The following is a 12,364-nucleotide window of genomic DNA, read 5'->3' as shown; positions in this document are numbered from 1 at the left end:
TTTGAGCAGACAACGGGCAGCAACTAACTGCTGGCGGATCGAACTGATAATGTAATCCGCATTAACAAAACCCGTTCCTTTGACGTTATTCAGGTAGGTCGTGTCAAAGTAGACCGATTGTCCCGCGAGATCGGTAAAGTCGAACCCGGATACTGTTTGGTCGACAGCATCGGACGTGAGCAATTGCTCGGTCGCGGTGCGTTGCAAGCTATTGCCGCACCCAAGAATTACACACAACATCAACCCGAGGCCCGTCCTTTGGACTCTGGTTCGGATTGTGTGATGTTGGACATTCAACCGGCCCACCGCCTATCTCCTCCGTGAGTTGAGGACTTCAAATACGGCGGGTTTATAGCGAATTGCCGATATCGGCGGAATGCGAGTTCAACAGCGACAGTCATGGAAACGGACAAGACTTAGAATCGCGGCTTTTTCGCAGGCTTCACGTTGTCGATCGAATCCAGGCAAGCATCGAGCGACCAATCTTCCAAACCAGCTTGCCATTCGGTGACGTCAAACTCGATGGTTTCTTCGGTGTCATCGATTTCGTCTTCGGAGTCGAACAGTGACTCGTTTTCGACCAGTTCGGGATTCATTTCCGCAAACATTTCAGCGACTTCCGCCAAAACGGGTTGCCCGTCTCGTCGAAAACACTCACCTAACGACGACCAAACCGTGCGATTGAACGGTGCCGGCATGGTCCGGGCGGCTTCGTGAAGCGAATTGATTGCATCTGGGAAAAGTCCGAGGTCTTTGAACGACTCACCAGTGAGGTAATGCACGTACGGCTGAAGTTCGTTCGTTTCTTCCGTTTGTGGGATACATTCCAACTCAGCCAGGGCTCGCTGAGGAAGTTCCAGTTCCAAATACCCTTCGGCAGCCACGAGATGTCGAACGGCTTTTTGGGCGACGGACCAGTTCAGGGTGTTCATATCGGAGAATCGCATGGGTCGAACCTTGGTGATGGAGATGAAGTTGAACAGGAACGACTGGCAGCAAAGCAACCACCGTGCCAAACCTGATCCGACCGAGACACCGAAAAACACCAAACGCCATAACCTAATACAATCAAACGACTAACGTCGCCATTTTTTCAGAGGCCTCAACTCGAAATGCTCCGTCTTCCGAGAAAAAAACGCCTTGAGAATTGCCGATTCGACAATCCTTAAGGCGCTAACTCATTCAATGCGATCGTTTCGAGAACAGCTGATTCAGTCCGCTTTGACCCGGACGGTTTCGAGCATTTCCCCCGCAAACAAACGCAAGTGAGGCGTCGGAACATGGGGATGCTTGACGGGCTTTCCAGCCATCCGTCGCACGAACCGATTGATATCGGTCTCATGTCGCATCGTCTCCGGATAACCGACCACCGATCCGATGGCGAATACCGACGACTCCCAAGTTTGTCCGTGAGGATCGCACCACAAACGACCCCGCTCGTCTGCCATCAGTCCGATTTGCTCAAGATTCAGCATTTCGATGTTGCCCACGCGTCCCACGGCGACAACAACAACTTCTGAGCGAATCGGCAACTGATTGCGAACATACACAGACACTCCCCGCCCTTTTTGCGAGCGGATTCCAACCACCTCGCTTTCGAACAGACAATCCACACCGGCAATCTGGGCTTTCCGAGCCAACTCGGTCGCCCCCCTCGAGAGCCACCGCTGTGGATGCTGTTCCAAAACCTTCACCGTACATCCTGCTTTGGTCCAGTCTTGAGCGATTTCCAACCCGGTTTGGCTGGCCCCGATGATAATCGCCGACCGCGGAGGTAAATCCTGCCGCGCTTCGTTTGCATCAAGCACTGTCGTTCCATCAAAGGGAATCCCCTGCGGACGCAGTGGACGTGAACCAGTCGCGATGACAATGCGTGCGGAATCGAGAACTACCCGATCCTTGCCCTGCCCAATCGCAACTTGATTCGCCGAGATGAACTCGGCATTTCCCCAGAAGTGATCGATTCGGGCATCTGCCGTCATCGAATCGGACCAATCGTTCAGGTCGTTCTTGTGAACTAATGCTGTCCACAATCCCTGTCGAGCCGCTTCCAGGGCGACTTGCGGCGCGATCGGGTCGCCACCAATGACAATTAGATCATGAGACATCTCACCAAACCCCGCAAAAGTTTCACATGAATTCCCAAACCACCTAATTGTCATCGTCCACCAAGACGACCACACAAAAGGCAAAGGCTAGAGAAGATTGGAAACCCAGCAAGACCTCGCAAGATGTAGTAACTTATCCCAATTTACCGATTGCCGCGATTATCGGGAGCAGTAAGAATGCGTATGTTCTTTGAAGTCACGTGTTGAATCCGACTTGCGATCACGTCTAATTCAATAGATAACCTCGGGAAGTGCCACCGGCTTCGTTTGCCAGGCGCCATAAATTGATTCAAATCAAACCACGGAAATTGACATGTTTAACCATCTGCGACAGTCTTGGGATCGTTTAACCTCCACTTCACCGTCGCGTCGTCGGAAGACACGTCTTCCAATGGCGGCGGAAGTCTTGGAAAGTCGGGTGCTGCTTTCGGCAGATGGACTAACCACGATCAACACCAATCCAGTGCCGACCGATCTGATTGGCAATAACATCTATCTCGGAGTGATTTCCGGCGACTTCAACGGCAACGGTTCCGCGGACTTGATCTTCTGGGATCCGCCGAGTGGACGGAACTTGTTGTATACAGACTCCGGCGCTGTGACCGTCAATCCCATCGCTCCGACAGCGATCAATGGCAATGCCTACACGCTGTTTGCCGCCGGCAATTTCAATGGTGATGGCATTGATGATGCGTTCTTCTGGAATCCGTCGACGGGTGAGAATCGCATGGTCGCATTGAGCACGATTTTCACGAACGTGATCGCACCGGGAGCGATCAACGGGAATGACTTCACCCAAATCGTGACCGGCAATTTCTCGTCGCAAGAAACGAGTGACTTCTTCTTCTGGAATCCGTCTACGGGTCGGAACCGTTTCGTGACGTTTAACGACACGAACGCTGCCCCCGCCGTCAACACGGTTCAAACGAACGCAATTTCCCCAAGTGCAATCAACGGGAATGATTTCCTCACCGTCGTTGTCGGGCAGTTCAATGATGACAACGTTGACGACCTCTTCTTCTGGAATCCCGATTCCGGTCGCAATCGTACCATTACGATGCAGGTGACCTTGGGCACGATCAATCAATTGGGGCTATTTACTAATACGATCTCTGCGTCGGCACTCAACGGGAATGACTTCAATCGCCTGACCGTGGGCGAATTCGATGGTTCCGATGACGCAGAAGACTTGTTCTTCTGGAACACCGACACCGGTCGCAACCGTTTGGCGACTGGTTCTGACGCAGCTGCCAACCCGACATTTACGATCGAAACGAACTGCGTAGCTCCTGGTGCGTTGAACGGTGCTTATGCTGCGGTCGTCACTTTGGAAGGTTCTTCCGGCTTCGACTCGCTCTTCTTCTGGGGTCGCACACCTGGATCGAACCGCCTCGTGACATGATCCCTCATGCGGCGAGCATTTGCATCAGTTTGGCTCGCGGCTTAGATTGAAGTATCTCGATTTTTTTATGAGGTTGCTTCATGTCTGCCGATTCGCCATTTATCGATCATGCTCGCCGAGATTTCTTAACGACAACCGCCAGCGGATTGGGAGCGATCGGACTGGGAGCAATGCTCTCCCAAGATGGCGTTCTCAGTCCGCGTTCTGTTTTGGCGGACGACGCAGCGGTCAATCCGTTGGCACCGAAAGCTCCGCATTTTGCGCCGAAAGCGAAATCGTGCATCTTCATATTCATGGCCGGTGCCCCGAGCCATCTGGATTTGTTCGACCCAAAACCGAAACTCAACGAAATGAACGGGCAGAAATTGCCCGAGTCGATGACCAAGAACGTCCGCTTTGCGTTCATCAAGAAAGACTCCGCAAAGCTGATGGGCACCAACCGCACGTTCAAGAAGTACGGTGAATGCGGCACAGAGTTTTCCGATTTGTTGCCACATATTGGTTCGAAAGCCGATGACATCCTCCTCGTGCGGAGTATGCACACCGATCAGTTCAACCATCATCCTGGCCAACTGCTGATGCAATGCGGACGAGCCGCGTTCGGCCTTCCCTGCATGGGAAGTTGGCTAACCTACGGACTCGGTAGCGAATCGCAAAACCTTCCGGGATATGTGGTGCTGACAGCGGGACGTGGCTCGAGTGGTGGTGCGACACTCTGGCAAAGCGGTTTCCTACCCAGCGTTTATTCCGGTGTGCGGTTCCGCAACGAAGGCGACCCGGTGTTGAATCTCGGCAATCCTGATGGGTTGCCTCCAGAACTGCAGCGTGCCGGTCTCGATGCACTTCGTGAAGTCAACCAGTCGCGTTACAACACCATGCGAGATCCGGAGATCGCCAGTCGGATTGCCAGTTACGAACTCGCGTTCCGCATGCAGTCGGCCGCACCGGAGTTGATCGATCTGGGCGGCGAAACAAAATCGACGCTCGAAAAATACGGCGTCGACCGCGAAGACCTGAAAGTCAAAGCGTCACGCGGTGGCGGTCCCGGGCAATATGGAATCTTCGCCCGCAATTGTTTATTGGCTCGGCGGATGGTTGAGCGTGGCGTGCGATTTGTGAACATTGTCCATGCCAGTTGGGATCACCACTCCAACCTCGACAACGAATTGCAATACAACGCCGGCATGGCCGACCAACCGATTGCCGCGTTGATCCAAGATCTCAAAGATCGCGGCATGCTCGACGAAACCCTCGTTGTTTGGGCCGGGGAATTTGGACGAACGCCACTTGGCGAGAACCGCAACGGCAACCCGAACGCCACTGGTCGCGATCACCATCCGTTTGCGTTCAGCATGTTTCTGGCGGGCGGTGGAATCAAAGGTGGACAAGTTTACGGTGAGACCGACGAAATCGGCTGGGCCCCGACGAAAGACCCCGTCCACGTCAACGATCTCCAAGCAACCATGCTCAACCTGTTCGGCTTGGACCACCTGAAACTCACCTACCGATTCCAAGGCCGAGATTTCCGCCTCACCGACGTCGCCGGCAACGTGATCGACCGGTGGATTGCATAAAAAAAGCCCCGAAGGGTAATCCTTCGGGGCTTGGAAATTGTCGTGACTGAAAGAAAACTACCGCGAACCGGCGACTGACAGGGCTGGGCCGGTGAGTTGTGGTCCGGTGGTGTTTGCTGGTTGAGTAACTCGGGGAGTTGCCCGCACGAAGGACGGAATCCGATCGGAGAACTTCGGTCGTTGAATCGATTCCTGAACTGGCTTCGTGTCCGCAGGTGTGGTGTTCGACTTGCGTTCCAACGCTCCGTGGTGAGCGGGAGGAATCACGTCCAATGCGGGCGGTTCGGGCATAGGGATCGGCAAGGTCACACCGGAAGCCGGCATAATGTTGCGATCGCGATGAATTGACGCGCCCGGTTTGAAGGGTTCCGGGTCTTTCTTGAAGGTGCCGTTGTCGGTATCACGACGAAACTTTTCGCCATTCCGCGTGGGAACTTTTGAACCGGCAGCGTCAGCCGAGCGGAAAGCCGGGTCCGAAGATGGAGCCAAAGCGGTCGACGTATTGCCCGAACGAGCCGCCATCGCGGTAGCTTGTTCCTCAGTGACCCAAGCTACCGAAGTCGAAGGGACGCTGCGGTAAACCGTCACCGGCACTTGGCGTGTGACTTCTTCAGCAACCATACGGACTTTGTTGACCGCCACGCGACGTGTGGTCTGATGAGGTTCATACTTCGTCACATTGTAAGTAACTTGGCGAGTTCCCGGGATTGCGACGGTACGGTTCACGGGAACGGTTTGCGTCACCATGTTGGGGACGTATTCACGATGCGTACGAACGTTAGGCGTGAACGATGACCGCATGTTGTAGGCGGTTCGGTTCCACCAACCAGCGAAGCCAGGACGCGGATCGTACTCACATGGCGAAGGTTTGCAGACCGCCTCGCGTCGCGTTACCCATTGGCCCATGTCCCGGGTGACTGTTTGACACTCGGAGACGGTTTGGTAAGTCGTGTGCGGGACTTGTGCAGTGCGTTGTTCCACGACCGGACGGTACTCCGTCACTGGTTGTTCAACGTATTCGGTTTCCACAACCGGACGTTGCACAGTCACCTTTTGTTCTTGGTATTCCGTCACTGGGACGTTGCGATAGGTGGTTTGTGGAACCGGCACCAACCGTTGCACGACTGGCTGCACACATTGGACCGCAACCGGTTGGACGCATTGCATCGCGACCGGCTGGACACAGGGGTTGGAAACCATTTGTGTGTACTGGGGAACAACGGCTTGCGAGTACTGCGGGACCCCGCAATCGCAGGAACTGCCGTAACCGGCGGGCGTGGCATACGAACCGTTTCCGCCCACACCACCATAGAATTGGGCCATTGCTGGACTCACGGTTGCAAGCCAAACAAAGACACCGCATGCGCGGATCGCGCGAGGGACGCTTTGATACATGGATAAGATCCTGTCTGACGTTCCGAGATGGAGAGAGTGATGGGTGCCCCTGAACGACTCCGATGGGAGAACACCGGCCCGCTGACTGCTCAGGGCGGGCGGATTTTTACGATAATCGAAAATTTCGGTCAAGACCGACTGGCCAAAGATCCGATAGGCCCGCTCTTCCCCTTCCAGAGCGATCTTTCCTGATCGTCAAAGGCGGACAAAGTTCCCAATTCGCCACGCTTGCTCGGCCCGCTTCATCCATTTAACCCGTTATTTCTGCGCAGTCCGTAACGCTAGTCGTAAGCCGGACGTCTCCCGAGTTTTCTGCCCGACCTCACGGGTTCGAACAGAAGCCTTCTCTCGGCGCATGCTACAGTTCTCACGACATCACTCTATGGAGATTCTCACAGAGCCGATGTCGACGGGCCTCATTGCAGACGAAAACTTCCGATTGGCGGCTTGTCATGCAAACCGCTGGGAGTCTCGTCATTGAAGACCGGTTTTATCCACCCAATCGGCACAATCCAAACTCTCTCTTGAGACAGATCGAATTGTGGCGTGTGGAAGGACGAAATCGCTCGCAGGTCGTGAGCTGCGAAGGGATGTACCGGAAGCGTCCGGTTCGCAGTGTATGTGGAAAATCGAACGTCGTGTTCAGATTGAATTGAACTCGACAACGGACGAAGGCCCCACGAATCGGGGCTGCCAAGGGGATAAAGGTCACATGGGGTTTTTACAGCGTTTCCTGAAGAATTCCGGACGCGAAGAACCAACTGCCGTCACACCGAGCAGCTTTCAGCACCTCAGCGACGAGGACTTGGAAGCCCACTTGGGAGTCGCGCGCTACGGTCAGTTTGTTCTGACGGATGCCGTCCGGCCCAGCTACGATTTGCAAATCGTGCCCCGAGCCGGCTATCGCCACGATATGTACCAAGATCGCGATTCCGGCGTGCAGATTCCCGTCTTGATGGCAGCCGCCTCTCGGGAATGCGTCATGGATGTCTTCATCGATATGCTCGATCCACTCGGTGACGATGTGGATGTCGTTCTGGAAACCAGTCACGAGCGAACCAGCGGCGGACACGACGACCTATACCGCGAACACATCGATTTGCCGGTCCTCAAAAGTATTCTTTATGACTTTGAAGACCTATTACTCGACGACGGTTGCCTAGGCATCGCCGTGCTGAACCCGCGAATTCCGCTGGAAGTGCAGTTCGACGAGCACAAATTGCTCATTATGTACGGACAGGAATTGGAAGGGTTCGAGAACGTCTTGGCTGATTTCAACTTGAAATGCCATGAAGACATGCGGTTCATCACCGAAGCCGAGCACGTCCATTCATCCAGCGATCACCACTTCGAAGAATTCGAGCAACTGAAATATCGCCTGGGCATCGACGATTAAACTGCACACCCTGGACTACCGAGTCCGCGATGAGTGAGTGATTGGCCCACCCGACAGTATCTGTCACGATAAGACACTCTCGGGTGGTGTGCTACTGCCGGAAATTGCATCCGTTCGGCGAAGAACACCACAAACCGTTGACCACCTGACAAGGGTGCCACGGCTCTGTGAGCCGTGCTGAGCAATGAACCCGAGAAAACACGGCTCACAGAGCCGTGGCACACTGATTCGTGACTCGCTCGTGCAATCCGGGGTCACCCGACTTCTTGTCGATCTCAAGCCCGGCTGAATCTATGCCGGTTGACGTGCGGTGATTGTTTGCAATGCCGACAGCGTTTGAACCGAAGCGTCGCGGGCTTCGAGAATCGTACGACGGAAGACATCGGCACGACTCACGCCTTCCAAGGTCAATAATTCTTTGCCGCCGTTGTCGCGGATGACCAAATCGGCCGCGTGAAAGAACGCTTGGCCGGATTTTTGATCGACTTCCACGGAGCCAATCTGCGAAAGCGGTGCTTCGCCGTGGAGAGAATGACCGATCGCTCCCCAACTTTTGACGGCGTGCGTCGTCAATTCGTATCGTTGACCGAAAACCTTTTGCAGCAGATACATCGTCGCCCCAAGCGGAGCCAACGGCAAACCGAACAGAATCGCCGAGACGTTGAGATTCCCAATGCGGCAGCAATTCAAAATGGAGCCGATCAACCGCCCCAATCCGCCCGCCGCGATCGACGGGTAAATCACGGTAATTGAAGTTTCACCAGGCGTGGTCGTCGTGTTGGCCATATCGAGAATCCGCGTGAACAGGTCCATCGGAAGTTTTCGGAGACGTATCGTAACGCGACCCGCATTCGGGTTCCAGTCGTCGGTGTCCTCAAAACTGTCAGCAACTTCGCGACACTTTCCCCACTCGGATTCGAGGATAGAGAATGGAGGCGGGAGAATGGCAAGCCGAATCGGATCGCAATACTGTCATCTTCAATCCGTCATCCTCCGTTCTCCCAGGAAACTCGCATGAGCGACGGAGCCAGGAAGCCGTTTTTTCGACAGTTTTTGCTCAACTTTCGGCGGTTTGAATTGGTGGTGTGGATTCCACAAAGTCGCTGCCGCCTCGGGCGTGGATCATCACAAGTACCAACGCCATGCCCATCAACGCGGCTCCGGTCCAGAATGGCAACGGGGCCGTCACCGCGAATAACAAGTAACACACGCCGTGGCCAATAATCCGAGCCAATGCGCTAAGGCTCTGATTCAGGCCCAAAATTCCGCCCTGTTGTTGCGGATCACTTCGCCGAGAGATCAACGACTGAATCGGTGCCGGCACAAACGCAATGCCGCTGGCTTCCAAAATCGCTCCGACGATCAAGATTGGAAGCGACCCCATCGACGTTCCCACCGCCAGAATCACGAAGCCGATCACAGCCGCGAGCGTACCCGCTCCCGCGAGTTTGGCTTCCGAAACCCGTTTGGAAAACTGCCGAACGAACCCTTGGGCAATCGCGTTGACCAACCCGACCACGGCGAACATCATCAAAACGATTTTGATGTCGTACCCAAATCCGCCTTCACTTTCCGGGCGTTGCAACAGGTACGCCATGATCGCCTCGAAATTCGAGAACGCCAAGTTCGTCATGAACAAGGTCATCAGCAATCCGAACACCGTCGGCAACTTAACCGCTGTTCGCAGCGCCTGAATATCGAGGAGTTCACTCTTCGCATTCTTGCTGCCCGCCGTCAGGGTTTCTGGAAGTTTGAAGAAGGCATAGAGCAACGCCATCGCTGACAATACCGCTGCCGCGTAACCGGGAGCTGCACTCATTCCGTCCGCACCGGCCATGTACATGGAACCGGCCGCGAGTAACGGCCCGAAGGTAAAGCCCAACCCAAACGCCGCCCCGATGATCGCCATGCCTTTCGTGCGAGTTTCTTTCGTCGTGACGTCGGCAATATACGCTTGAGCGGTCGGAATCGTCGCGGCGAACAGTCCGGCTCCGATGCGGCTGACGAACATCCAGGTCAAACTTCGAGCTGCCGTCGCATAACCGAAGATGGTGTAGAAGATGACCGACCCCAACAGCCCTAATAACAACACTGGTCGACGACCAACACGGTCCGACAATCGCCCCCACAACGGCGAGAACAAAAACTGCATCCCTGGGTGCGTGATCGCCAAGAGAGCGACGATGAATGTGCCATTCTCACCTAACGCAAGTTCCTTGCCGTAGATGGCCACCAACGGAATGACCATGCCGAACCCCAGCAGGTCGATGAACACCGTCAAAAACACGGCGAGTAACGCTCCTTTGGTGGGAGTCGGTACAGGCGAGGACGCAGGCGGATCGGTTGGCGAACTCATATCGGCAAATCATTTCGGAAAAAACGGTCGGTCAGAAACGAATCCGCAGAGTAATACACGCCATCCCGGTCTACAACCCGATGCGGCCACCGGATCGACGTCTGCGAGACTGTGAAGCGTCCGATTGCCCCGACACTCGGAACCATTCGTTGATCTGTTCCCCTTGTCCTGCTCGAAAGTCAAACTTTCGGCATTACTCATTTCACCTTCCGAAAACCTTCACTTAAGTCTCTCTAATGTGATGGCACGAGCGAAACACCGCTCAGATTCCGTATCTCTTTTGGAAGAAGGTTTTCTCAGATGTTTGGAAGTCGACAGCAGTTGCGTCGTCAGGGGTTCACGTTGATCGAGTTGCTTGTGGTCATTGCGATCATTGCAATTCTCATTGCTCTGTTGTTGCCGGCGGTGCAACAGGCACGCGAGGCCGCTCGCCGAACCGAGTGCAAGAACAAGCTGAAGCAAATCGGCATCGCGATGCACAATCATCACTCGAACAATGGATCGTTCCCGCCGGGCATCACCTCGGCCAACCCAGCATCCACTTTGTGGAATCTCGGGGGAATTCAAGAGCCGAGCTATCATGGACCGAACTGGGCGTCCAACATCTTCGCCGAGATGGAACAACCAGCGTTGGAAGAGGATATCTGGGAATGCGTCAACAACTGGAACAACACGTCGGACTACTGCGAATTCCTGCCATCGCGGTTGAGCACCTGGACACCGAAGATGTACCTTTGCCCCAGTGCCGACCTGATCGAAGCCCTCTACACCGGTTGGAACACCGACGAACAATCCAAAGGCAACTATGCCGCCAACTATGGTTCACACAACCTCTACTCATTCAAGAACTCTGCGACCGCAGGCGTTTTCGGGATCACCGAAGTTGCTTCCACCGATGGTCTGGCGGAAATGGGACGGGGCAAAGGGACCCGCTTTCGTGACGTCCGCGACGGAACATCGAACACCGTCATGATTAGTGAAGTCATCGGTATTGATAGTACACGCGACAGTCGAGGCGTGTGGTTCGGTGGATGGATGGGTGCTGCAGCATTCTCCGCACACGACGGCCCAAACGCCAAAGACACGGACGTTGTCCCCGGTTGTGACAACGGTGCTGTCGACGCGAACAGCGGACTGGGATGTACCGAAAACTATACCGATGAAAACACCTGGGCCGCAGCTCGTAGCGAACACCCTGGCGGCGTGAACGCAGCCATGGCCGACGGAAGTGTCCGATTCATCTCCGATTCCATTGAACTCAGCATCTGGCAATCTCTCAGCACACGCGGCGGTTCGGAAATCATCCAAGAGTTCTAAGACCTGACGTCTGCATAGCACTTCATTTTCGCAGTGTTCATGCCGGACATACCATCCTGCCAAGAAACTACATTACCACCCTAACCTATTGCGAGACCTGTTTGCCCTAGACTGCACGACCGTCTTCTATGCCATGAAGTCCCAAGGAGAAGTTGTTTTCTGACATCCATGAGACAGAAACCACAACGACTAAGAAGAAACTGTTCTAGCAAACGCCATCGCAACTCACCGCAAAAACGTCTCAACGAGACGTGAAATCCAACATCAAGCCAACGCCTAGGCAGCGAGATGCGTTCTACGTACGTTCGTTGCCGGGCGTGTTTGACATTGTAGAAAGCTCATGACTGAGCTTCGACGCTGTAGAGACTCGATACACCCTCCTTCAACAGGTTTCAAAGTCATGAACTTGCAACCAGCTCGTTCCATTGCAACATGCTTAAGTGTTCTTTTCATTCTTCTAGTCGGTTGTGGCAGCGAACCATCCGGCCCACCGGAATCCACTCCCGAGAACCTCGTCAGTACAAAAGTCAATTCCCTTCCGGACATGGCCATGCTCCCCGCCGAGTTCGCGAAACTGTTTGTGGACGGGCAAATCCCCGCGGGCTATTCGCCAAAGAGCTACGCACCACTCACCTGCGAAGCCAAGTCAGTTGAAATTGAAGGTGACACCGCTACCGTTCAAGTCGCGATTACGAAAACCGGAGCGGAAGTCTCGGACCCGGAATCGGTACCGACCTCGGAATGGACGCTAGTTAAACAGGGTGACGACTGGAAAATCAAAACGGCTCCGTTACCGAATTCGAACTCGTAATCGTC

11 protein-coding genes (1 of these 11 cut by a window edge) are annotated in these 12,364 nt (G+C 54.5%); 5 read left to right on the top strand and 6 right to left on the bottom strand.

All coding sequences use genetic code 11. From position 1 onward, the window contains the following. The 3 genes from AC5DDB_RS28110 to AC5DDB_RS28100 all read right to left on the bottom strand — a co-directional run. Positions 1-240, bottom strand: partial view of a DUF6655 family protein gene (locus AC5DDB_RS28110; protein ID WP_491743096.1) — the beginning only. It extends 657 nt beyond the left edge of the window; only the first 240 of its 897 coding nucleotides appear in the window; its start codon is at positions 238-240; its stop codon lies beyond the left edge, outside the window. A gap of 176 nt (positions 241-416) precedes the next feature. Continuing rightward, positions 417-947, bottom strand: coding sequence for a tetratricopeptide repeat protein (locus AC5DDB_RS28105; protein WP_491743095.1), 531 nt, complete (start codon positions 945-947; stop codon positions 417-419). 264 nt (positions 948-1,211) lie between these two features. Beyond that, positions 1,212-2,108, bottom strand: a complete 897-nt coding sequence (locus tag AC5DDB_RS28100; protein WP_491743094.1) for an FAD-dependent oxidoreductase — start codon at positions 2,106-2,108, stop codon at positions 1,212-1,214. Between the two features lie 313 nt (positions 2,109-2,421). Here AC5DDB_RS28100 and AC5DDB_RS28095 point away from each other — a divergent pair, with 313 nt between their 5' ends. Together AC5DDB_RS28095 and AC5DDB_RS28090 are read left to right on the top strand one after the other, a co-directional pair. Further along, positions 2,422-3,510 (top strand): FG-GAP repeat domain-containing protein, encoded by a 1,089-nt coding sequence (locus tag AC5DDB_RS28095; RefSeq protein ID WP_491743093.1) that lies wholly within the window; start codon positions 2,422-2,424, stop codon positions 3,508-3,510. Positions 3,511-3,590: 80 nt separating this feature from the next. Further along, on the top strand, positions 3,591-5,084 hold the full coding sequence (locus AC5DDB_RS28090; protein WP_491743092.1) for a DUF1501 domain-containing protein: 1,494 nt from the start codon (positions 3,591-3,593) through the stop codon (positions 5,082-5,084). Positions 5,085-5,141: 57 nt separating this feature from the next. On the opposite strand, the gene AC5DDB_RS28085 is transcribed toward AC5DDB_RS28090, so the two are convergent. Further along, complete coding sequence (locus tag AC5DDB_RS28085; RefSeq protein WP_491743091.1) at positions 5,142-6,407, bottom strand: hypothetical protein; 1,266 nt, start codon at positions 6,405-6,407, stop codon at positions 5,142-5,144. Between the two features lie 784 nt (positions 6,408-7,191). Between AC5DDB_RS28085 and AC5DDB_RS28080 the strand changes: the two genes are divergently transcribed. Then, positions 7,192-7,875, top strand: a complete 684-nt coding sequence (locus AC5DDB_RS28080; protein ID WP_491743097.1) for a hypothetical protein — start codon at positions 7,192-7,194, stop codon at positions 7,873-7,875. A gap of 291 nt (positions 7,876-8,166) precedes the next feature. Here AC5DDB_RS28080 and AC5DDB_RS28075 read toward each other — a convergent pair whose 3' ends face one another. Further along, entirely contained in the window at positions 8,167-8,688 is a 522-nt protein-coding gene (locus AC5DDB_RS28075) for a hypothetical protein (protein ID WP_491743090.1), read from the bottom strand. Between the two features lie 244 nt (positions 8,689-8,932). Then, positions 8,933-10,231 (bottom strand): MFS transporter, encoded by a 1,299-nt coding sequence (locus tag AC5DDB_RS28070; RefSeq protein WP_491743089.1) that lies wholly within the window; start codon positions 10,229-10,231, stop codon positions 8,933-8,935. Between the two features lie 300 nt (positions 10,232-10,531). On the opposite strand from AC5DDB_RS28070, the gene AC5DDB_RS28065 reads away from it, so the two are divergent. After that, positions 10,532-11,548: a DUF1559 domain-containing protein gene (locus tag AC5DDB_RS28065; protein WP_491743088.1), complete on the top strand. Its 1,017-nt coding sequence runs from the start codon at positions 10,532-10,534 to the stop codon at positions 11,546-11,548. A 400-nt stretch (positions 11,549-11,948) separates the two neighbouring features. After that, positions 11,949-12,359, top strand: a complete 411-nt coding sequence (locus AC5DDB_RS28060; protein ID WP_491743087.1) for a hypothetical protein — start codon at positions 11,949-11,951, stop codon at positions 12,357-12,359. Positions 12,360-12,364: the final 5 nt, after the last annotated feature.

It is taken from the genome of Thalassoroseus sp., from assembly GCF_984380535.1.
Note: the sequence above shows the minus strand (reverse complement) of the source record. Positions and strands in the feature narration are given on the sequence as shown.